This is a genomic window from Stieleria sp. JC731 (genome assembly GCF_020966635.1).
Taxonomy (GTDB): Bacteria; Planctomycetota; Planctomycetia; order Pirellulales; family Pirellulaceae; genus Stieleria.
Map to the genome: position 1 here is coordinate 286,521 of NZ_JAJKFQ010000011.1, position 22,299 is coordinate 308,819.

The following is a 22,299-nucleotide window of genomic DNA, read 5'->3' on the forward strand; positions in this document are numbered from 1 at the left end:
CATGCCGAATCGCAATGTAACCGATCGTCTTTCGATGCGTTAGCCGCCCCCCAACTGGTCTCTGTGGGCTGTGTCAAACAACCTGCTGATATCGTTAGGGATGTCTGCTGACCATCAATGGGATTCGCTAGTCCCCGCAGTAGCCAAGATCTTGTATCAGCGAGCTTCTGTTTCGGCTGTCTTTGGGACTGATTCCTCAGCCGGGCCAACTTCGGTATTTCCCAGCTTGTAGCTATCCGGGTCGTAATCCGATTGGGGCACTAGGCTTAGAAAAGCAATGCACATCTCATCGGTTGTTTTCTCACCCCAGCCTACCGGTCGCGGCGGGTGGTTCGGGTTGTTGGGGTTTGAATCTGAATTGTCGAATGTCGCTTCGACGCTGACGATTGTTCCAGCGGGCAGTTTTTGAAGCCTGTTGTATCGATACATCGTTTGCCAGTTGAAGTCCCAGTCATCAATGCGGATCAAGGGTAAGTCTTCGCCGCTTGGAAGCGTTGCGTTGACCGACATGGTTTCGCCGAGCAGGTGCATATGTGGCGTGATACCGAAAAGGTACGAATCGCGATGGATACGGCATTGCGCGTTGACTTGGTGTCGTTTCTCTCCGGGCGGAATGACAAATCGGTGATTGATCGCCAGTTGCATCTGCGTCGGAACTGGCTGTTCGGCTTTCGAAAAGTAAAGCCCAAACTGAGTTTGATCCTGTTCTTCAAATCCGGTTCGGTAGTAATGAACCTGGACGACGATATCGCATTTCTTGGGTAACCAACGACCAGTCCCTTCGGGCGTTTGGATCGGTTGCATTCCTGGTGCCCAGCCGCCCAGCATGGAAGCGGCATCAAAACCGACGTCGCCGAACCGTGTGTAACCTGGGCCTGGATCTTCCGCATCCAGTTCACGAGCACGACCACTCGTATCAACGTAGACGATGACGTGATGGACCGTGTTGCGGTTGCCCGGTTGGACATCGATGGCTTGAACAAAGCGGTCTTTGTCTGCTTCGTATGGAATGATGAAGTGCCGGTAATCGTCTTCGCCTTCGGGACCGATGGTGTAGGGCTCCGGCATTTCTAAAACTAGATCCGGTTGCCCGATCTCCCATTTGTCATTGTATTTGGGGGTGGGAGGGATCTCGCTGGCTTCACCCATTGGTGATCCCTGTTCAACCCACCGCGAGATTAGATCGATTTCGTCATCGCTAAGGCTGATGTCGTTGCTGAAGTGTCCGACGGATTGCGACGCCTTCCATGGGGGCATCACTCGCGATTTAGTGTAGGCAGCGATTTCAGTTTTCCAGCGAACGGCGTCTTCGTAGGTGCGAAGTGCAAACGGTGCGATCTGACCGTCTCGGTGGCAGCTCTGGCAACGGTCTTGGATGATCCTCGCGATCTGCCCGGAGTAGGTGACGATATCGTCCTCCGTGGTTTTGTCGACGTGAATGCTACAGCCCATCGATGGTGTCGAAGCCAAGGTGATTGCGTCGCCCGGGACGAGTTGCTGCAAAGCATCCCGCAAGTAATTCTTGGAAACCCGATCCTCGTAGCGATTGTCATCAATCGCGCCTCGATAACGCAGCCTGCATTGGCGATCAACGACGAATACCTGCGGCGTCATCGTGGCGCCGAATCGGTCTGCCAAGTAGCCGTTGATATCACGGATGCATGGGAACGAGTACTTCGCACGTTGTGCGTATTCTTTGATTGCCGCATCGGTTTCATCGCTATTGGCAAAGACGACAAACAGTTGCACGCCCGAGTTGGCGAATTCGTCTTGTATTCTGGACAGCCGTGTGCTGTAGCGTTTCGCAAGTGGACAAACAGTCGACGAGAAAACGAAGACGGCCGGTCCTTTTGCGACTACTTCGTTTAAATACACTGCGTCTCCATCAACCGTTCGAAACGCCAATCCACGCAGTGACTGCCCGACGGGCTCAACCGACTGGTCTGCTAACAAGTTGTGGCCGGGCGCGATTTGCTTGGATGCGTCATCAACAACTTCGCCCTCAACCGCATTGTCTTCAACTGCACTGCTTTTGACGATCGGAAGAATCGCTAGGGCGGCAACCAATAGTATGCGGAAGGTCATCAATTCACTCTCAAGCATCAATTCACTCTCAAGCAAGGGGTGAGGCCAATTGTGGTATGCAAAACTAGGACGCAAGCTTTGAAGGCGATTGCGTTACCAATGGAACGACCCCGGGGCGTGGTGGTCCCGTAGCTCTGCTGCGGCAGGGAATAGCTTAGCAACTTGCGGTTACCACGTCATGACAGAGTCCGATTCGCAGCCTGTGCGGGACGACTGGTCGAACGCCTGAAAATCAGTGCACAATCGTACGGCTTCTAGTCCTCGATAAATCACCGTCGTCACGATCTTCCACGTCGCTGCTGATTCACCACACCGTTTTCGAGTCGCTAAGTGGCCTAGCAGCACCATGCTGCAAGCTGAAACGACTGGCGTTGCAAAAGCCTCGCTCTCGATCCGCGACCAGCAATTGCGCCCTCGGGTTGGCCTTTTTATGCCGTACAATAGATGGATGCATTTGTGACCGCGATTTGTTTAGTCGACGGGCAATATTTTCCTGTACCGAACCGAACCTATGAACCGCCGCTCCCAGTTAACGACTGTTTCGATTGCACTGCTTTTGCTGGCAGGTTGCGACAAGATCCCCTATTTTGGATCTGCCCCCGACAACGTGACGGCAACCACGGCAGAAGTCGTACTCGACCAAGAGACTGTCGGACAAACGGTTCCAGTCGGGCAGGCGATTCACGAGGTCAGTCAGGAAGGCAGCCAGCGGATCGGGAAATTGCTTGAGAACGTTTTCCCAACGTTGGAGGAGGCTCGGACGCTCGTCGACCAGCACGCAGATCTCCCGGACAGTTCTTCCATTCCCTTTCGAACCGACAAGCAATCCAATTCGGCGGCAATCAACGAATTGCTAGACGAGGCGATCGAGGCGCTTTGTATTTCGCAGGTCAGCGACTATCGGCAACAGATACGTGACGCGACAAACGCGATTGCAAATTCGCAAGAAAAGATCGCCGATTACCGTCGTCAGCGATTGAGCGCCTCATACGCCAAAGACCAATCTCAGATCGATAAGGTCAATCCGTTCGAGCTTTCCAAAGAAGCAATCGATGAACAGATCAAGTCGGAGCAGGATTCGATCGAAAACCAGCGTGAGCGACTTGCTGAACTGAAGGCGACCTTTGCTAAAGAGCTGACCAAAATCGGTGTCGATGTCGATGAGGAAGGCGTCGAGTCTTTGTTGTCGTCCGTTTCTGGTGACGACATCGTTTCTATGGCGGTGGTCTTTGACAACATCAAACAACTGACGTCGCAGCTACAAGAGCTGACCGAGGAAAGCGGCGAAGCACTCGAAACATCCAAACGTTACTACGGGATGTACGTCGTCTTGGTGCACGTTATGGACCGGATCCAAAAGACATTCATCCGTGATATCAACACCGACTACATTCCAAAATTGGATGGGTTTGCCGAACAGGCGACAAAAAACATCCAACAGGCGCAGACGTTGATCAAGGCAAACGGCGGTGACGTCGATACGCTGAAGGGCAACATCGAGTCGAATGAACTGACCCGGCGGACTGCCAAGTTATACATCGAGTTCTTGAAGCAAAATGCACAGCAGATTGCCAACGAGAACAAACGAGCGCAAAAGAATCTGGCGACAGCGATGAATACGTACGATACGGTCAAGTTGTCTAGCGACGTGGCAAAACTGATGAGCACCGGGCGTCGTGATTTCGAAGTGTTAATGAAGCTAAAAGTGCCATCACTGCGCGAGTTCAACAACGATGCAATTCGGAAGGAGTTTCAACGGATGACGTCGGAACTGCGATCCACATAACGCCAGCTTCACAGTGTTGAGGCTTGCCTTTGAAGATAGACGCTAGGTCGAGGAACTCGTCACGGTCAATTCGACCGGGCAATGATCCGAACCCATGATGTCGTCGCGAATGCCCGCCGATTCGATTCGATCGATGAAACGTTTGGCGACCCAAAAGTAATCCAAACGCCAGCCAATGTTCCTTGCCCTGGCGTTCATCCGGTAGGTCCACCAAGTGTACTTTTCTGGGGACGGGTCGAAGTGGCGGAATGAATCGATGAATCCGGCACTGCAGACGTTATCGAGGCCAGCACGTTCTTCTTCGGTAAAGCCAGCGTTCTTGCGATTGGCTTTGGGGTTGGCGAGGTCGATTTCTTTGTGAGCACAATTGACATCGCCACAAAAGATCACCGGCTTGCGGCGGTTTAGTTTTTTGACGTACTCCAAGAAAGCCGCGTCCCAGATCTGACGGTAGTCCAGGCGTGCTAGTCCGCGTTGTGCGTTTGGCGTGTAGACATTGACGAGATGAAAATCGTCAAATGTCGCCGTCAGCACGCGGCCTTCGGAATCGTGGTCGACGATGCCAATGCCATGATTGATTTTTGATGGTTCGATCTTGGACCAAATGGCAGTCCCGCTATAGCCTTTCTTTTCGGCTGAATTCCAGTACTGATGGTATCCAAGTGCGGCAGCCCAGTCTGTTTGAACTTGTTCTGCGGAGGCTTTGGTTTCCTGGAAGCACAAGACGTCGGGTTGTTCGGTTTCCACATAGGATCGCAACCCCTTGTCCATGGCAGCGCGAATACCGTTGACGTTCCAGGAGACAAGTTTCATGGTTCGGTGAGAATAGAGGCTGTGATCGAAGTGCTATTTCGGTCGCGGAAATCGTTCAGGCCCGTAACCGTTGACGATTCGATTTATTCCGTCAACCAGCCGAGGCACATGGAAGTTGATCAGTAGGCCGAAGCGAAGATCAAGCAGTCTAAGATGTGAAAGAGTCTGGGCTTTGTCGACCGGATGAATCGCAGATTTGGCTTTAATCTCGACGATTCGTCGGTGATCGACCAACAAATCGGCCCGGTAGCCACAAGCCATCTTCACGTCGCCGTAAATTAGTGGTACCGGATACTCTTCTTCAACGTCGAATTGACGATTGCGTAGTTCATAGGCGAGGCATGCTCGATAGGCAGACTCAAGCAGTCCCGGTCCCAAGTTCTTGTGAACTTCGATGGCAGCCCCAATGATCTCACGCGTTAATGAGTCTTCAGACATCTGTCACTTTCTCCGATGCGAATACAAAACTGACGCCTGTCCCTGCATCGGAAAGCTTGCCTTTGTTCAAGCGAGACTACCGAGATTATAAACACCGAGTCACTGACAGCACAGAGGAGAGCCCTTTGATTGCTAGGCAACTCTGTGGTGTCAGTGCCTCTGTGTTTAAGTGGATTCCTTCCCAGTCAGTCCCGGTCCGATTTGCGTGCGTCGTACCAGCCTTGGTGGTTTTGTGTTATCTGAACGGGGAGCTTGAATAGGCTTGAGATTCTTTGGCTTGTTAGAGCTGATTGTTTTGCGCCGTCATAGGTGATCGTGCCTTGATCGAGTAGCACGACGTGGTCCATCTTGGGTGGGATTTCATCCAAGTGATGTGTCACCAAGACCAGGGTGATTTCCTGTTGACCACTCAAGGTTTCGATGACATCCAAGAATGTTGCCTTGGCGGTCATGTCCAGGCCACCTGTCGGTTCATCGAGCACAAAGATCGGTGGCCGATGAACGATGGCTCTGGCGATCATCGTGCGCCGACGTTCGCCGGTCGAAAGACGTTCGACCGGCTTGTCTTTGAATCCGGTCATGCCAACGGATTCGATAGCTGATTTGGCTGCCTCTCTGATTTCATCGGTGACCTCTGGCCCAAACTCTTTCAAGCGTGTCGCCGTGAACCCACTGATCACCGCTTCGGTGACCGTCATTCGGCCTGTTCGCCCATGCGAAAACTCTGAATCCAGCATGGGAGAAACGATTCCCATGGACCGTCGCAATTCGTGCACTTGCCACGATCGTTGGCCGAGGATTTCTACATCGCCCTGAAAACCTTGGTCATCGATCGACGGATAGAAATCACGCGTCAACAGTTTTAGCAATGATGATTTGCCTGATCCGTTTGGTCCAAGGATGGCTGTGTGCTGTCCACGTTCGATCTTGGTCGAAACGTGATTCAAAATCACGGTCTGCTCGCGACGAACCGTTACTTGGCGAAGATTGATCAATGGGGCCACAGTGCAAGTTCACTCGCGATTGAAGTTTGGATGTTGCGGTGCCAGGATCGTCGGTTTGGCAGGCCGATACGTTGTACAATAATGACCTCTCCTCGGCTTCCCCTCCCGCATTCGGCTTACCTTAGGCTGTGTCTCATGCATTCGTTTCAACGGGTTTCAGGCGTGCTGCTCTGCGTGCTGCTTTGCTCGCACGTTTCATTTTCACAAGATCGTCCGCCCAACGTATTGATGATCGCGATCGATGATTTGAACGATTGGATTGAACCGCTGGGCGGGCATCCTCAGGTTCAAACTCCTGCCATGAATCGGCTGGCGTCGCGAGGCGTCACGTTCACGAACGCGCACTGCCAGGCTCCGCTTTGCAATCCGTCACGAACATCCATCATGACGGGACGGCGTCCCTCGACGACGGGCGTGTATGGATTGTCGCCCTGGATTCGCAACGTCGATGAGCTACGCGATCTGGTGACGATGCCGCAACATTTTGCCGCCAACGGATACAAAACGTTTTTAGGCGGAAAGATCCATCACGGCGGCTATGGGCGAAGAAAGAATCCCAAGAGTGAAGCGGACGTTTGGGGGCCGCCGGCAAAAGTCGGCGCGCGTCCTGCAGAGAAATTGATCGGCGAAACGCCTGGTGGAAACAATCCTCTGATGGACTGGGGCACGTTTCCTCATCGCGACGAAGACAAAGGTGATTGGGAGGTCGCTTCATGGGCTGTCAACCAACTCGATGAACTTGGCAAGCAGCAAGACCAGCCGTTCTTTCTCGCCGCCGGATTTTTCTTGCCACACGTCCCCTGCTACGTGACACAGAAGTGGTACGACATGTATCCAGAGGAAAGCTTGGTGCTGCCTCCGATCCTTGCTGGAGATCGGAACGACACGCCGGAATCATCGTGGTACATCCACTGGTACCTACCAGAACCAAGAACGAGTTGGCTGGTTGAAAATGACCAGTTGAAAAACTTGACGCGTTCTTACTTAGCTTCGGTCAGCTTCGTCGATTCACAAGTCGGTCGCATTCTCGATGCGTTAGATCAATCCGGCTTGGCCGATTCGACCATTGTTGTTCTGTGGAGCGACCACGGTTACCACCTCGGCGAAAAAGCGATCTCAGGAAAGAACTCGCTTTGGAGACATTCGACGAGAGTCCCGCTGATCATTTCTGTTCCAGATGGCTTGGCCAATATCGATGTGGCGGCTGGATCGAAGTGTCGTCAGCCCGCAGAGTTGCTGGACTTGTATCCCACCTTATCGCAACTGGCGGGCTTGCCGATTCCTGCTGGTCAGGAAGGACAGAGTCTGGTTCCGCAGTTGGCGAATGTTGATCAGCTGCGCGAACGACCAGCAATTTGTACGCACAACGCGGGCAACCATTCGGTTTGTGACACGGCATGGCGATACATCGTGTATGCCGACGGGGCACAGGAGTTGTACGACTTGGCAAAGGATCCTTGGGAGCAACACAACTTGATCGGCAGTGCCGGAATCTTGCCCGTGCATCAAGCGACCGTTGATCGTCTATCGGCCTACCTGCCTACCGAGGAATCGCAACTCGCCCCAGGGAGCGCGCACCGCATTTTGGAAAAACGCGAGGACGGGTTCTACTGGGAAGAGAAGAAGATCGTTCCGGAAGACGCAATGAAATAGACGCCTGTGAATCTTATTCCGCCCGACTAGCAAGGCCTTCGATCTTCAATCGATCGAGGCCTCGCGGTTCATCGTCGGTTAGGCGGCGGTTTTCAAGCCAAGACGCCCAAGCAAGACACCGACCGCAAGGACAATGGCAATCGCAATCAATGCGACCGAACTTGCGATGACATATTTAAAGTTTGCTCGGTTTGAAAACAGCTGATTCCAGCTCAATCGTTGATCCGGATCGACGCCTTGGATCGAAGCCATGACAACCGGTTCGCCGTCGTCAGGCCCGGGGCCTTGTGGAGTGACAGTGCTGGCGAAAAGCAAGCCTTGGTCTTGGTGGCATTCGGTGCAACCCTTCGCGCCCAAGGCCCAGCCGGCAGGGCGAACGTTGTGTGCCAAAGGCCACTGAATCATGTCGATCGCTTCGGTGTCTTTGACTTCGATCTTCTTGATCGTGTCTTTCTCATCTCCGGATGCGTAGACAAAGCCTGCCGAAACATAGACGGCTTGTTCGGCACCAGTTTCTTTCTCGATTGCGGCCAATGCGGCGGCGACCTTTTCGGCAAATTCTGCCTCGCCCGCTTTGGCAACTGCAGCGGCGACCTTGTCGCCTTCCTCAGCAGTCCATTCTTCTGGTTTGGCGCGATACCGATCCTCACCAAGGACTTCTTTCATGTCCGCGCTTTTCAGTTTCGGTTGCAAGATTTCTTCGACGAAATCATTGCGGACACGAAGAGACCGACGCGTGATCTCGTAGACCTTTTCAGGAGGCAGTGGCGTTAGCTTGTCATTCTCAAGCGTCGCCCAATAAGCAGGCCAGAAAACGCGGTGAGGATAGACACGTCCGTCATCACCTTTGGCAAACACCGGACCCTGGATCTGGGGAAGTTCCGCACCGGTGCGGTGAGCTTTCTCGCCGAGTGAGTGCGCCAGCGAAGTCATCATTCCCAGGGCTCGTTCACGAGGAATGGGGCCCGAGTGACATGCCGTGCATGCGAGCTTTTCAAAGTGCAACGCCGGAAGCCCTGCGTGTGCAGGCATGGGAGAGCCAAGTCTTCCTGGCAGTTGGTCTGTTGCCAAGTCTTCGATCGCGTGGGTGTTTTCTGCATGATCTGCGGCAGAATCATATTGGGCAGCAAACTCCGCACCGAGGTGGCAACCGGCACAGGAAAGCGTCACCATCGGTTGTCCGCTCGGATGCGTTTCACCGGGGAAGCCACGCACGGTGTGATGTTCGATGCCGTTGCGGTGACAGTCGACACATTTCATCCCCGCGCGGATGTGAACGTCTTGGTCATGCGTCCAGCGTGCTTCGATGCCGTGTTCATCGATTGTGCGTTGGCTATGGCATTGGTAGCACGAGTTGTTGTCTGGTTCGCGAACCAAGTCGACAAAGACCGTTCCATCGGGAGCGAACTTGGATGCGTTGTAAGTGACCTGTGGCAGCTTTTTCTGGATATCTTCGTCGTTCGGATCTGACCCGTCCTTGATCCTTGATACATCGCCGTTGATGTCACCGATGTGCAGCGCTGCGGTTGCGGCCCATGCAAAGTTCTCTTTGGCGATTTGTTCGCGACGGGCGTTGAAGTCGTAGGACCCGGAGACGCCGTGGCAGGCAAGGCAGTCGATTTCGAGCGATCCGGTTAAGCCCCAGCGGGAAGGTGTTGCTTCGTCTTCGGGTGTGGCACTTTCCCCCTCGGTCTCTTCCGTTTCGGATTGATCTGCAGCAGGCTGGTCTGGAGCACTGCTCATTGGGCCGCCGGGAAGGCGTCCTCCGAATTGTTTCGTCAGTGCCCAATAATCAATGCCAACCGATTCTGGGTTGAAGCTCTTGGAACCGCTGCGAAATGATAGGGGTAGCTGAGTCCCGGTCCGAGGGTCGGTCCAAATCCAGGGTTCGCCTTCGCGTCCGTCCTCGGTGTCTGGCATAAATGCGTTGAAGTGCCATCCATGCGATATCGACTCGTAGTCGTGACAGCGTCCGCAAGTTTTTACGCTGGAATACGGCGTCTGCGAATCAGGCTCGATCCGTTTGTCGTTGGCGTCATACAAATGGATATGGTGCAGGTATCGCGCATTCCCGTCGGTATGTGCGTAATGTGATCCATCTGCACCGTAACCGATTCGTGCGGTGGTCAGTCCACAGGTGATCAACAGTGCCGAGAAAAAGACGGCTGAAATACGGCGATTGATCGTCATTTCTTGATTCAAATAGTAGATGTCGGCAGCACATGGGGCGAATGGAAAGACGATCAAATCTGTCCCCCATTCACGCCTACCAAGTTCGGGAACATAATTATGTCGATGCCAGTTCACCACCCTAACTGGCTCGATAGCCTAGCAATTGCTTGGCAATTCACCACCGAAAATGTATTCACCCCAGGAAGCACGATGACTCAGACAGGTGTCATTACTTTTAAAGGCAACCCGATGACTTTGGCCGGCGAGGCTTTGGAAGTCGGTTCCCCGGCACCCGACTTTGCGCTGCATTATGCCGAAGGAGGTATTCAGACGCTAACATTGGCGGACCTGAAGGGGAAACCATCCATCGTTAGCGTTGTGCCAAGCTTGGACACGCCGACCTGTGCGACACAAACGAAGAAGTTCAACGAAGAGCTTGCCGCACTGGGCGACAAAATCAATGCAGTGACTGTCAGCCGCGACCTTCCCTTCGCACAAGCTCGTTTTTGTGGTGCCGAAGATATCAAAATGCGCACCGCCAGCGACTATCAGACGCATGCGTTCGGAACCGATTGGGGCGTTCAGATCGAAGAGCTAAAGCTTTTGACACGCGCCGTGTTCGTTTTGAACGCCGACGGCGAAGTAGCTCACAAAGAAATCGTCTCGGAAGTCACCGAAGAACCCGATTACGCTACCGCAATGGCTGCGCTGCGTATGCTCGTCTAGTGCGAATGGTTCTGTAGTCCATCGGACTCTAAATACGAAGAAACATGTCGAACGAAATTTCTCATACGGACGAATCGCTCCCCATCACCGTGGCTGCTTTTTACCGCTTCGTCGCGGTGCCTCAATTCGAATCCTTTCGCACCGGATTTGAAGAGGTCTTGGATCAGCACGGCGTCAAAGGCTCGGTGCTGCTTGCCAGCGAAGGCATCAATGGCACAATCGCTGGGCCACGCGTCGGCATTGACGCGTTCTTTGACCACGTTCGTTCGTTTGAGGAATTCAAAGAAGTCGACATCAAGTATTCGTACTGCGAGAAACAGCCGTTCCGTCGTCGACGTGTACGGCTGAAACGTGAAATTGTCACGATGGGAGTCGAAGGCATCGATCCAAACCACACTGTGGGGACCTATGTCGATGCCAAAGATTGGAATGAACTGATTCGTGATCCCGATGTCGTTGTGATCGATACACGCAACGACTACGAAATCTCAATCGGGACATTCGAGCGGGCGCAGAACCCCAATACCGAATCCTTTCGCGAGTTCCCCGATTACGTCGATAAGGAACTCGATCCGGCCAAACAGAAAAAGGTCGCGATGTTCTGCACCGGAGGCATCCGCTGTGAAAAATCAACCGCGCTGTTAAAGCAGAAAGGATTCGAAGAGGTTTACCATCTCAAAGGCGGGATCTTGAAGTACCTGGAAACGGTACCCGAAGACGAGTCTCTCTGGCATGGCGATTGTTTCGTGTTCGACAATCGCGTCTCGGTTAGTCACGGTCTTGCCGAAGGAAAGCACGTGATGTGTTATGCCTGTGGCTGGCCGGTGAGTGAACAGGAGCAGCAGCACGAAGATTACAAAGTCGGTGTGCATTGCCCCAATTGCGTCAACGAAATCTCCGAAGAACGCAAGCGTCGCTTTGCCGAGCGACAAGACATGTGGGACCGTCAAGGCTATCAGCGATAGGCGTGATGACGACCTCCGATGTGGTCCGCGATCTCAGTCTTTTTGGCTAAGACGTTCCAGGTACACACGGGCGACATCGCCCATGTAGTTTGCACCGGCGAAGCTGACAGACTTTTTCATCTCGGCCTTGGCCTTCGTTTCGTCACCCATCGCATCGGCATACAACCCGAGGTACAGATGTCCGTAGAAGCGAGCAGACTTACCCGTCGACGAATCTTCTTCGGTTGATTCCATCTTGCTGATGACGCGTTCGGTATTGCCGTCATGTAAAAGCTGCAGGACCTCTTCCATCGGGATCCGCCAATCGCCAGGGGCCGGAAGCAATAATTTCTTTGCTTCATCGGGTGACTTCGATTTCGCCACGCAAAGGAAATGCCACGCGGCGTTTTCGACATCGTTTGAGTTCACTTCGCGGTGGATCTCAAATTGTTTGGCGCCTTCGTCGAATTTGCCGGCGAAAAACAAGGCGATGCCTCGTTGCCATAGGTAAGGCTTTGCTTGTGGGCGAGCCTCGGCATACCGATCAAACAGCTTGACGGACTCGTCGACCTTTCCGCATCGCAACAGCACATCGGCACACAGGCTAACCTGCTGCAGATTCATATCGGTTTCGGCAAGCGACTGTGCTGCTTTAGCGGCGGCGTCATAGTCTTGCTTCATTAAAGACTGGCTTGCTTGTTGTGCCAGTTTGATTTGCGATTCGCTGGGCTGTTGCGCCAGCACCGAAACCGAAGACGCGAGAACAAGCAGACTCAGCAACGGGAGTCGATGCAGCATGGCGTGAGCGATCATTCAATGGCCGGAAACGTCGGAGGAAGGTGTCGCTCGATTCTACACGGTTGCATCTGTACGCAGTTGCATCGACGTCGCTTGCGTTGCAACCCTATGGTGCCACGACTTCGAGCAGTTCGATTGCCGGTTCGCCATCGCAATAGATGAGGGCCGTTCGGCCGTAAAGGGTCTGGCCTTCGGTCGCACCGAGCAGTTCTGCCAATGATGGGCCGGATTTGATTTCCCAAAGGCCACACAGTTGGACTTCGCGAAGCACGTTGTGTTCGATCAAGACTCGACCCAATGGGATTTGCCGTGATTCGATCTGCTGCCAGACCTCTTTGTCGAGTGCGTTGATGTTCAAGCGGACGATCCCGTACTGAACGACTTTGCCCGAACCGGATGTCTGTAACGTTATTTCGCGGCTGTACCAATCGCCATCTGCGTTGGTCGTTCGATGAAAGCGATGGACCACGACATCGACGCTATCACCGTGATGTGATTCCACCGTCACGGTCATGTGAGCGTTGTGATTAAGCAGTTCGTTGTACGGAGACGGCAGATCGGTCGCCGGCTTGCATTGTCCTAGTTTTTCGAAACCCGAATCGGCGTCGTAGAACTCCGCCAGAAGCGTTTCGATTTTGACGTCGGCGTCTTCCTGGGACAGCTCGGTTACCATGATCTGACTCGTATCAAGGAACGCTGGCAGGTGACTGGCCAGCGTAAAAAACATACCTAAACGCTTTGATCGTTCTTATGCGGTCGGCGCGACAATACCAAGTGAGACGACCGATGTCGATTTGATTTCGGGGCGTTCCAAAACTGTATCGACTAGGAAGTACAGTAGCCGGCGAAGGGCGTCTGGTTCCAGTGAATCGGCAACAGCTTCGGCCCGTTCTTGGTGCTTATCGACAAGTCGAAATGCGGTTTCGAATACACCGGCCTTTTCGTAAAGGCGGCGGACTTCGGAAAGCCTGGCTTGGTCGTTGACTTGGCATTCGGGCGAAGCGAGGTGCAGCAGTCGCTGCTTTGCTTCAGGGTCGAGCGATTCCAGTGCCAACGCCCAAAGAAGCGTGGGGCGTCCGCCAAAGGTGTCGCCACCGGCGGACATCTTGTTGTGATCGTCGCCGGCAAAGTCGCCCAAGTCGTTCAGGATTTGGAACGCGACACCGAGGTTTCGGCTGAAAGTGCGAATCGCTTGTCGGTACTCTTCGATCTTAGACTCGTCTGCATCGCTCGCGCCGAGTCGAACTCCGCTAAACAATGCGGCTTCGAAAGCCGGCGATGTCTTTAGCGCGTAGATCTTTAATGCGTCCAGTGGCGTCAATTTTCGGTCAGCCGCGTCTCGCCAAACGAGTTCGGCCCCCTGCCCTTCGCCCAGTCGGGTGTGTGCGGCAGCCAGACAGTCCAGTACATCCAATTGTGCGGATGCATCGGCGCCTTGCATCGCGGCGCGGTCGCTGATTAAGCGATAGCCCATACCGACCAAGTAATCGCCAACGTTGATTGCCGTCGGGATCCCGAATTCCTTGTGAAGCGCCGGTTGGCCATAGCGAAAGCCATCATCGTCTTCGATGTCGTCGTGAACCAAGCTGGCTTTATGGAACGTTTCGATGCTGAGTGCTGCACGAAGAACCGCCGCTGGGATCTTCTTGACAGATTCCGCACCTGACTTGCTGGTGCAATCGCCACCGGTCATGGCGTCATACGCAGCCATGGTGATGAACGGGCGGGAGTGTTTGCCGCCTCGGGTCAGGAAGTCGTACGAGATATGTTCGGTCGCTTCGATCGCATCCATCGCTGCGACTTTCGCAGCGTTCAGTTCGCCATCGCCAAAGGGAAGCTTGCCGCGCGAACGCGGCACGATCGATTCAAGTCGAGTCGGTTCGAATAACTCGCCCGCGGCACGCATGAGGTGAACGTAGCTACGCGTTTGTTGTTCGGCTGGCTCGTACGGCGTGCGGATCATTTGATCGACCCACGCTTCGTCGACTTTGGTGTTTCTGCAATCGCTGCTCAGCAATGGAACCGCCATGCAGGGAATCCCGGCAAGCAGAACTTTGTCGATGGCTTTTTCGAGCACATTTAGGCAGGCGACACCCACGACCGCATCGACATATCCGCCGACGATGATCTTCATCACGACAGGCGAGCCCTCGGCGACCAAGACACGGTATCCCATTTCTTCGGCGAGACCGCGAAAGTCTGCGATGCTGCATGCGCCGCATTCTTTGCAGTTCATTCCGAACTCGTCGTAATCCGCTGGGCACCCTTCGGCGTGCTTTAGGCAGTGCGGTAGCAGGAATAGTCGCCGTTCTGGCGGGACGGTCCGAAGTTGATGTCGCCAAAACGATGAGCTGATCATCACCATCATCCAGCCCAGGTAGGCTTCCGGCAGATCGGCTTCTTCGAGCGTTCGTCTGGCGATCTGCTCGAGTTCATCTTTGGTCATCGGGACGGATCGGTCCAGACGATCGGCCACTTGATCGCAACGGTCTCGCAAGCTTTCGCGTAGGGCTAGCGATTCGGGGACCTCTTTGAGGTGACTGGTTTTGCGACGACGACTTTTACCGCCTGTTGATGGCGTGCTGTCGTGGCCGGTGTTGGTCTCGGTGGAGCTAAATCCTGTCGACAAACCGAATCCCCTGATCGAAGGTAGATGGGCGAAGGTGTGGGATCATTTTAGGTGGGTCGTGGCCGGCACGTTGCTTCGATTTTCGAGGCGTTGGCAAGCAATTTCGTTTGCCGAATCAGTGTGGCCAGTCGGGGGAGACGTTTGCGTCGCTCGCGCGTAGGAATTTTCCCAAGGCGGTCGTCGCAAAGATCAGTGGGTACAGTCGTTCGTGGTACCAGAGCTTGGCAAAATAAAATCCGATCGGCCAAGCAAACTCGTGCCTGCGGTCGCGGACGCTTTGGACCAAAAAATCGACTCCCCGTAGTATAGCCTCCATGACCTCGTCATTCCCAGCGGCGGCGTCCCCGGCCTTTGGGGATGGTTCCACGGGATCATTTACCGCCTGTTGATCTTGTTCTAACACCTCGCCGTGAAATTGGGACCGCCCAAAGCGTGAGGACGTGACGTTTTCGCACAATCTCCGTTGCCAGATCACCATCGAAAGGGCTTCGACTGCCAAGGCGGTTTCTTCTACGCTGCTACACAGGTTTGACGACACTTTGATTCCGTCGAAGCTGGTTTTTGACGCTTCAGAGCGGTCGCTTGAGGATTCCGTGTGGTGGGGGGGGCGATTGTTGTCGGCCAGGCGATGGATCTTTTCCACCAGTGAACGACCGCCACCCCAGCCACCGTCGACATTTTGCGAAGCCACGAGGTATTTGGTGGCTTGGTTTCGGTTTTCTGCGGATCCTTCGCCGCAAGCGAGGACTTTCGCTGTACCGTAAATCGGATTCGATTCGTCGTCTCGATCTTGGTTTCCAAACCAGAGTGGCAGCCACGATCCGTCAGGCTGCTGTTGTCGATTCAGGAAGCGAATGCCTTGGGAAATTGCCTTCACGGTCTCGTTTGAATCCGCTGACACATTATCGGCGGCCGCGGCAGCTTTGATGGCGCGAATCGCGTGCGCCGTCAGGTCGGTGCTGCTGCGGTCAAACGGTAGTTTTCCCCAGCCGCGACAAAACGTGGGCCATCCACCATTGCGATTTTGCAGGCGGAGCAGCCAACCGATTCCCATTTCGATCGCGGAATCGATTTTCCTCAAACGCTGCTCGCTTGCGTTTTCGCGGACGCAATGTTCACGCATTTTTGTCAGTGCCAGGATGGCTGCGGGAGTGTCATCGCTGTCGGGAACTGCACCGGATAAATCTGTCCATCCCCATCCACCCGGTTCAGCGCCCGTAAATGGGTGGCGGACACGGTGCTGGCAGGACAGATGCCAGTCCAGTAGTCCGTCGCTGTACCAGCTGCAGTCGTCCTCGGGATCAGAAGACAAGGCGTGAACTGAAAGCGATGTCACCCAGGTCGCGAGGTTCGTATCGATTGGCCAGCTGCCATCGTCCAGCATGGACTCATTGAGAAATCGCAGTCCAGATTCGACGACATCAAGCCTGCTGCGTCCCGTCGCTGCAAGGCTCATGACAACAAACGCGGTCAGTGGCGTCGCTTCGAGGTAGCCGCCGCTTTCGGGCTGCATTTTTCGCAGCACGTGCAACGTTCGCTCAACCGACAAGGATCGAATCATACGGATTGGCGCGAAAGCTCGTTTGCCCAGGAAGTGCCGCGCTTGGCCGATGGCGACCAGTGCGGGGATCGCATAACTGACGACCGGCATTTGCAAGAATCGGTACATTGACTGCGGGAAGACGGCGGCCTCGAATGGCAACGCCGCGACTTCGTCCCAGGAAATTAAACCCGCAATCGCCATGTTGTTCATGATCGGAACGACAAACGTTTTGTCTTTTCCGTAGCGGCGGCGCAGCCCTTCAAGACGACCCGATCGATCCAGGTAGTCGTTCAAGCGGGATTTCTGGTCAGCGGAAAGTGACTTGAGTCCATGTTGCTCGGCGAGTGTCGCTGCTGACAAAACCAGATAACTGGTCGCAATATTCGAATGGCTGCGATCGGTGTCACCAAAGCCGCCGTCATCGTTTTGCTGCCCGACCAGATAGCGAAGTCCCATTTCAACTTGCGATCGAAGCTTTGTCGAATCGATCGAGGGGGGCGCTGATGAGTCCGATAGGACCGCACACATCGCACTAACGGCGGTTGCCGTCGATAACGAGCTAGGCGAAAGCGTTCCCGTCCAATGGCCTCGTTCGTTTCGCTCGTTGATCAACTGCTGGCGCAATTGATCCAGGGTTTGCCGGGCCTGTTGTCGAACGTTGGTAATCTGGGAAGCGAAATCGTTCAAAACGAATTGGGTCCGGTGGGATCAATTGGGGGGAGAGAACGCAGCGGGACGTCCCGTGCAGTTGGCGAGATGGGATTCGGTCATTCATTTGCCCCAATCGCACAATTCAACGCGGTTTTGAATGCCGCGTCAGGATAACTTGCGAAGGCTCGCTGGACTATCGATTGCCAATTGCGGACCATTGAAGGCCAGAATTGAAATTGTTAGGCTCTGAGTTGCTTTTCGCCCAGAACTGTTAACGTCATTGCGACGCTTGGTCAGCTGAACAAGTATCGCTTCTGCGGGCCAAATTCCCCAATCGATTAGCAATCAATCAACGTGATCGCACCAAACCTTGCTTCGCAGCTTCCTGATGAACAGCGAATCGTCATCACCGGTATCGGGCTGACTTCACCCAACGGCAACGATTGGCAAAGCTATCGTGAGGCGTTGCTGGAAAATCGCAGTGGCGTTCAGCCTTATGAGATTCGTTATTTCGGCAAAACCTTGGCCGGAATCTGCGATTTTGATACGCGTCGCTATCAGACCAAGAAAGACGTCCGCCGCGGAACGCGTGCCGGTAGCGTCGGGGTCTACGCAGCTAACGAAGCGATCAATCACTCGGGAATCGACTGGGAAAATACCGATAAGTCACGTGTCGGGATCTATGTCGGGGTGACCGAGCACGGCAATGTCGAAACCGAAAATGAAATCTACATCATCAAAGGCTTTGACTACGACACGAGCTGTTGGTCGCATCACCACAACCCTCGTACCGTTGCGAACAATCCGGCAGGCGAGATTGCGCTCAATCTGGGCGTGACCGGCCCCCACTACACCATCGGGGCTGCATGTGCGGCAGGCAACGCAGGGTTGATTCAAGGGGCGCAAATGCTGCGTCTGAACGAGTGCGATGTGGCGCTTGCCGGTGGGACCAGCGAAAGCATTCATACCTTCGGGATCTTTGCCAGTTTCAACAGCCAAAACGCTTTGGCGCGGCACGAGGATCCAACCAAGGCTTCTCGTCCGTTTGACGTTGCCCGCAGTGGAATCGTTGTTGCCGAAGGCGGCTGCATTTACACGCTCGAACGTCTGAGCGATGCGAAACGTCGCGGGGCCGAAATTTACGGCGAACTGGTTGGTTATGCGATGAACACCGACGCGACCGACTTCGTTTTGCCCAACCCAGAACGTCAAGCCGAATGTGTGCAGCTGGCTCTGAAGCGGGCCGGGCTGCAGGCCGATCAGATCGATATCGTCAGCACCCATGCGACCGGGACCAGCAGCGGCGACGCCCAGGAATGCTCGGCACTGCGGAGCGTGTTCGGCGAAAGTGAAAACGTCCGAATCAATAACACCAAAAGCTATATCGGACACGCGATGGGGGCTGCCGGTGCACTGGAGCTTGCTGGCAATCTACCCGCGTTCCAAGACGGTGTGGTGCATCCGACGATCAACGTCGATGAGCTGGACGAGAACTGTGCGCTACCTGGACTGGTGCTCAATGAGGCTCAGGATGGCCGCAAGGTTGACTACATCTTGAACAATTCGTTCGGCATGTTGGGAATCAACTCGGTCGTCATCATCGGTCGGGTTTAGCGGAAAAACTAGCTGTCGCAGCTGTCTTCAGCGTATGTGTTGTTCTCTGACGCTCGACGGCGCCCAAGCTGCGGCTTCTTCCGCCCTCGGCGGATCGACTCGATTGCCATCGGCGCAAGCTGCCGGTGGTGAACGCCCGAGTGTTTTGGGAATTCGATCCGCTCACCAGCGGGGGCACTTTGCATGCCCGTTACAATTCTGTGACATCATCGCGACACGGGGCGAGAATGCCCGAAATTCTGGACTGGCGGGCACTTCGATTTCTGCCAAGAAACCGGTACACTCCCCGTTTTGACATCCAGACCTCCGCGTTTTACCAATCTCCAGCTAGACATGACGCCAGCCGAAATCCGCGAAGAAATCATTGACATCCTCGAAGACATTTCGCCGGACGATGATCTGGATGATTTGAAGGATGATGTTGCCTTTCGTGAACAACTCGAATTGGACAGCATGGACTTTCTGGACATCGTGATGGAGCTTCGCAAGCGACACCGAGTTCAGATCCCCGAAGAAGATTACGGCGCACTCGCTAGCATGAGCTCGACGGTTGAGTACCTTGAGCCCAAGATGCGTGACATCGTCAAATCCTAAAACCAACCGGTTCGGACACGCGAGCCGACAGCTCGCGTTTTGATGCAGAACGCGGGCAAGACGTTGTCGAGATCGAGGCATTGCCGATAAGCAGCATTGCCGAACAACAGCTCTGCCTTTCACCTTTCTGCACTTACCCCCGCAATCTGCTGTGACCGAAACAAGCGGCAATCAGCACTACGATACGATCATCATTGGCGCCGGCATGAGCGGGCTGGCCGCGGGGATTCGACTCGCTCACTATGATCAACGCGTCTGCATTCTTGAGCGGCATTACACCATCGGTGGCCTGAATTCGTTCTACCGAATGGGTGGCCGTGATTATGACGTCGGCCTACATGCGATGACAAACTTCGCGCGTAAAGGTTCCAAACGCGGACCATTGGCCAAGCTCATCCGTCAACTGCGATTTAGCTGGGAAGACTTCAAGCTTGCCGAGCAAGTCGGGTCATCAATCCGCTTTCCCGGTGTGTCGCTAGACTTCAGCAACGACGCTGAACTGCTGGAAAGCGAAATCGCCGAACGGTTCCCCGATCAAATCGACGGCTATCGTTCACTTTGCGAATCTTTGCTCGACTATTCCGATATGGATGGCGGTGACGAGCGGTTTATGCGCTCGGCACGCGACGTCATGGCCGAACATATTAGCGAGCCACTGCTGATCGAGATGTTGCTTTGCCCATTGATGTGGTACGGCAATGCTCGCGAAGACGACATGGATTTCGGGCAGTTTTGCATCATGTTTAGAGCCTGTTACTTGGAAGGCTTTGGAAGGCCATTCAAAGGCGTCCGGGTCATTCTGAAAAATCTGGTGCGGAAGTTTCGCGGACTCGGCGGTGAGCTGAAGCTGCGTAGCGGTGTGTCAAGAATTCATGTCGACAACGGTCGAGCGGTCGGTGTCGTTCTGGATGACGGGACCGAGTTGACCGCGAACCGAATTTTGTCGTCTGCGGGAAATGTCGAAACCATGCGACTGTGTGATGACATCACCGAGGTCGAGGTTGCCAAAGCTGGAAAGCTGTCGTTCATCGAATCGATTTCCATTCTCGACCGCATGCCGCAATCGTTTGGATTTGATCGCACCATTGTGTTTTACAACGATAGCGACAAGTTCCATTGGCGACGCCCAGACGACGAGCTTTGTGACGCAAGGACAGGTGTGATCTGCTCGCCCAATAACTACATCTATGATTCCGATGAAGGCGAGCTGCCAGATGGTGTGATTCGGATCACCACACTTGCCAATCACGACCGTTGGTGCAATCTCGGTGATGATCGATACGCGGCCGAAAAGGTCCGTCAATACGATGCGGCAGTCGGTTCGTCGGTACGCTTCATGCCGGACTTTCGTCAGTACGTGGTGGACACCGATGTCTTTACCCCGAAAACGATTCGGCGCTTTACTTGGCACGACAACGGTGCTGTTTATGGTGCTCCCGATAAACAGCTCGATGGGACGACGCACCTTCCCAACGTCTTTCTTTGCGGTACCGACCAAGGATTTGTCGGGATTGTCGGTGCGATCGTCAGTGGCATCAGCATGGCCAATCGCCATTGTTTGATGCCCTAAAAACAGTTTCGAAGTTGTGCGGCGATTGATTCCGTTCTTGGACTGCCGCGAAAACTTGGTTTGACGCTACACTATCAGTATGGCGAAGAAGCGGTCTAAAAGTAAGCAATCACGCGTTCAGTTTCGAAAGCGGTACCAGGGGCGGGTCCGTGATGGAGACTTGACGCGTCAGTTCAATTCGGGCGAAACCGAATCGCTTGCCGATGCGGTCAAAAACGAACGGGTCAGCGGCAAGGGCGAGTTGACTCGCAAGCGGACTGTCTCTGGGGCTAACTCAGAAATGCCAACTGCGGCCGACAGCGAAGCCAACGCCTCACTGATCGACGGTCGTGTCATCTGTGCCCATGGACTAAGCAACACCGTCTTGGCCGATGATGGTCGTCGATTTGACTGTGCGATTCGCCAGGTCCTGAAGTCGATCAGCATTGAAGGCCGCGGAACCGTTGTCGCTGGGGATCGAGTCAAGTTTCGTGCCGAAAGCGATCGAACCGGGATGATCGAGTTTGTCGCGCCAAGACACGGCGTGATCAGCCGACAAAGTCGCGGCCAGCAGCACATTATCGCGGCAAATGTCGACCACTTGTTGATCGTCACCAGTGCCGCAGAGCCGTCTTTAAAACCGGCGTTGGTTGATCGGTTTTTGCTGACCGCGCAGCAATGCGACGTCAATCCGGTGATCGTGATTAACAAATGCGATCTGGTCGATTGTCGTCAGTTGCAGCCGATGATTGGCGTCTACGCTTCGCTTGGTTTCAGAGTCCTGCTGACAAGTGCAGAGCAACGCATCAACATCGATTACCTACGTGAGTTGCTGCGTGGAAAACAAACCGCATTGTCAGGGCAAAGTGGTGTCGGCAAAAGCAGTTTGCTCAATGCTGTTCAGCCTGGCCTCGGTTTGGCCGTTGCGGCTGTCAGTCAAGACAACCAAAAGGGACGCCATACGACAACGACGTCCACATTGATACCGCTAGAAAATGATCCAATCGGCGCGGTCTTTGATACGCCTGGAATTCGACAGTTTCAACTTTGGGATATCACAGCGGAAGAGGTCGCTGGCTTGATGCCAGATCTGCGACCGCACGTTGGTCACTGTCGGTACGCCAATTGTCTGCACCTGAACGAAGACGGTTGCGCGGTCAAAGATGCAGTCGCCGATGGCAAAGTGGACCCACGGCGATACGATTCGTACTGCCACCTTCTTGAAGAAGACTTGTTGCTAGGGCGGTCGTAAGTAACCGCCTTCGCATCTGTCACTCCAATCATGCAGGTGATTCGAGTG

At 54.3% G+C, this 22,299-nt stretch carries 17 protein-coding genes; 8 read left to right on the forward strand and 9 right to left on the reverse strand.

The genetic code is table 11. The features are described from left to right. Positions 1 to 156: 156 nt before the first annotated feature. A complete protein-coding gene (locus LOC67_RS18095) occupies positions 157 to 2,085 on the reverse strand; it encodes a redoxin domain-containing protein (RefSeq protein WP_230264078.1) in 1,929 nt (642 codons plus the stop codon). A gap of 511 nt (positions 2,086 to 2,596) precedes the next feature. Between LOC67_RS18095 and LOC67_RS18100 the strand changes: the two genes are divergently transcribed. Next, positions 2,597 to 3,871 (forward strand): hypothetical protein, encoded by a 1,275-nt coding sequence (locus LOC67_RS18100; protein ID WP_230264079.1) that lies wholly within the window; start codon positions 2,597 to 2,599, stop codon positions 3,869 to 3,871. 42 nt (positions 3,872 to 3,913) lie between these two features. Here the strand turns inward: LOC67_RS18100 and LOC67_RS18105 are convergent, their stop codons facing one another. The 3 genes from LOC67_RS18105 to LOC67_RS18115 form a co-directional block, all read right to left on the reverse strand. Next, on the reverse strand, positions 3,914 to 4,684 hold the full coding sequence (locus LOC67_RS18105) for an exodeoxyribonuclease III (RefSeq protein ID WP_230264080.1): 771 nt from the start codon (positions 4,682 to 4,684) through the stop codon (positions 3,914 to 3,916). A 33-nt stretch (positions 4,685 to 4,717) separates the two neighbouring features. After that, positions 4,718 to 5,122 (reverse strand): GxxExxY protein, encoded by a 405-nt coding sequence (locus LOC67_RS18110; protein WP_230264081.1) that lies wholly within the window; start codon positions 5,120 to 5,122, stop codon positions 4,718 to 4,720. Between the two features lie 185 nt (positions 5,123 to 5,307). Further along, positions 5,308 to 6,126, reverse strand: a complete 819-nt coding sequence (locus LOC67_RS18115; protein ID WP_230264082.1) for an ABC transporter ATP-binding protein — start codon at positions 6,124 to 6,126, stop codon at positions 5,308 to 5,310. Positions 6,127 to 6,261: 135 nt separating this feature from the next. Here LOC67_RS18115 and LOC67_RS18120 point away from each other — a divergent pair, with 135 nt between their 5' ends. Continuing rightward, a complete protein-coding gene (locus LOC67_RS18120; protein ID WP_230264084.1) occupies positions 6,262 to 7,779 on the forward strand; it encodes a sulfatase in 1,518 nt (505 codons plus the stop codon). Between the two features lie 78 nt (positions 7,780 to 7,857). Here LOC67_RS18120 and LOC67_RS18125 read toward each other — a convergent pair whose 3' ends face one another. Next, entirely contained in the window at positions 7,858 to 10,086 is a 2,229-nt protein-coding gene (locus LOC67_RS18125) for a hypothetical protein (protein ID WP_230264085.1), read from the reverse strand. A 75-nt stretch (positions 10,087 to 10,161) separates the two neighbouring features. On the opposite strand from LOC67_RS18125, the gene tpx reads away from it, so the two are divergent. Both tpx and LOC67_RS18135 read left to right on the forward strand, forming a co-directional pair. Next, entirely contained in the window at positions 10,162 to 10,677 is a 516-nt protein-coding gene (gene tpx, locus LOC67_RS18130; protein WP_230264086.1) for a thiol peroxidase, read from the forward strand. Between the two features lie 44 nt (positions 10,678 to 10,721). After that, complete coding sequence (locus tag LOC67_RS18135) at positions 10,722 to 11,642, forward strand: rhodanese-related sulfurtransferase (protein ID WP_230264087.1); 921 nt, start codon at positions 10,722 to 10,724, stop codon at positions 11,640 to 11,642. A 33-nt stretch (positions 11,643 to 11,675) separates the two neighbouring features. Here the strand turns inward: LOC67_RS18135 and LOC67_RS18140 are convergent, their stop codons facing one another. The 4 genes from LOC67_RS18140 to LOC67_RS18155 all read right to left on the reverse strand — a co-directional run bounded on the left by LOC67_RS18140 (position 11,676) and on the right by LOC67_RS18155 (position 17,278). Further along, positions 11,676 to 12,419: a tetratricopeptide repeat protein gene (locus tag LOC67_RS18140; RefSeq protein ID WP_230264088.1), complete on the reverse strand. Its 744-nt coding sequence runs from the start codon at positions 12,417 to 12,419 to the stop codon at positions 11,676 to 11,678. Between the two features lie 106 nt (positions 12,420 to 12,525). After that, positions 12,526 to 13,146, reverse strand: a complete 621-nt coding sequence (locus LOC67_RS18145; protein WP_230264089.1) for a hypothetical protein — start codon at positions 13,144 to 13,146, stop codon at positions 12,526 to 12,528. A gap of 21 nt (positions 13,147 to 13,167) precedes the next feature. Further along, on the reverse strand, positions 13,168 to 15,048 hold the full coding sequence (locus LOC67_RS18150; RefSeq protein ID WP_410001157.1) for a DUF116 domain-containing protein: 1,881 nt from the start codon (positions 15,046 to 15,048) through the stop codon (positions 13,168 to 13,170). 115 nt (positions 15,049 to 15,163) lie between these two features. Beyond that, complete coding sequence (locus LOC67_RS18155; RefSeq protein WP_230264090.1) at positions 15,164 to 17,278, reverse strand: prenyltransferase/squalene oxidase repeat-containing protein; 2,115 nt, start codon at positions 17,276 to 17,278, stop codon at positions 15,164 to 15,166. 318 nt (positions 17,279 to 17,596) lie between these two features. Between LOC67_RS18155 and LOC67_RS27630 the strand changes: the two genes are divergently transcribed. The 4 genes from LOC67_RS27630 (at position 17,597) to rsgA (ending at position 22,251) form a co-directional block, all read left to right on the forward strand. Further along, the gene (locus LOC67_RS27630) at positions 17,597 to 18,856 is read left to right on the forward strand and encodes a beta-ketoacyl-[acyl-carrier-protein] synthase family protein (RefSeq protein ID WP_230264091.1); all 1,260 of its coding nucleotides are present in this window, start codon (positions 17,597 to 17,599) and stop codon (positions 18,854 to 18,856) included. A gap of 333 nt (positions 18,857 to 19,189) precedes the next feature. After that, complete coding sequence (locus LOC67_RS18165) at positions 19,190 to 19,450, forward strand: acyl carrier protein (RefSeq protein WP_230264093.1); 261 nt, start codon at positions 19,190 to 19,192, stop codon at positions 19,448 to 19,450. Between the two features lie 151 nt (positions 19,451 to 19,601). Further along, positions 19,602 to 21,020 carry a phytoene desaturase family protein gene (locus LOC67_RS18170; protein WP_230264095.1) on the forward strand — a complete coding sequence of 473 codons (1,419 nt, stop codon included), beginning with the start codon at positions 19,602 to 19,604 and terminating at the stop codon, positions 21,018 to 21,020. A gap of 79 nt (positions 21,021 to 21,099) precedes the next feature. Then, on the forward strand, positions 21,100 to 22,251 hold the full coding sequence (gene rsgA, locus LOC67_RS18175) for a ribosome small subunit-dependent GTPase A (RefSeq protein WP_230264097.1): 1,152 nt from the start codon (positions 21,100 to 21,102) through the stop codon (positions 22,249 to 22,251). The last annotated feature ends 48 nt before the right edge of the window (positions 22,252 to 22,299 follow it).

Bases quoted from the DNA above. Each gene is read 5' to 3' on its own strand.
- LOC67_RS18145 (WP_230264089.1), bottom strand. From the start codon at position 13,146: ATGTTTTTTACGCTGGCCAGTCACCTGCCAGCGTTCCTTGATACGAGT.
- rsgA (WP_230264097.1), top strand. From the start codon at position 21,100: ATGGCGAAGAAGCGGTCTAAAAGTAAGCAATCACGCGTTCAGTTTCGA.
- LOC67_RS18165 (WP_230264093.1), top strand. From the start codon at position 19,190: ATGACGCCAGCCGAAATCCGCGAAGAAATCATTGACATCCTCGAAGAC.
- LOC67_RS18105 (WP_230264080.1), bottom strand. From the start codon at position 4,684: ATGAAACTTGTCTCCTGGAACGTCAACGGTATTCGCGCTGCCATGGAC.
- LOC67_RS18095 (WP_230264078.1), bottom strand. From the start codon at position 2,085: ATGACCTTCCGCATACTATTGGTTGCCGCCCTAGCGATTCTTCCGATC.
- tpx (WP_230264086.1), top strand. From the start codon at position 10,162: ATGACTCAGACAGGTGTCATTACTTTTAAAGGCAACCCGATGACTTTG.
- LOC67_RS18100 (WP_230264079.1), top strand. From the start codon at position 2,597: ATGAACCGCCGCTCCCAGTTAACGACTGTTTCGATTGCACTGCTTTTG.
- LOC67_RS18120 (WP_230264084.1), top strand. From the start codon at position 6,262: ATGCATTCGTTTCAACGGGTTTCAGGCGTGCTGCTCTGCGTGCTGCTT.
- LOC67_RS18140 (WP_230264088.1), bottom strand. From the start codon at position 12,419: ATGCTGCATCGACTCCCGTTGCTGAGTCTGCTTGTTCTCGCGTCTTCG.
- LOC67_RS18135 (WP_230264087.1), top strand. From the start codon at position 10,722: ATGTCGAACGAAATTTCTCATACGGACGAATCGCTCCCCATCACCGTG.
- LOC67_RS18110 (WP_230264081.1), bottom strand. From the start codon at position 5,122: ATGTCTGAAGACTCATTAACGCGTGAGATCATTGGGGCTGCCATCGAA.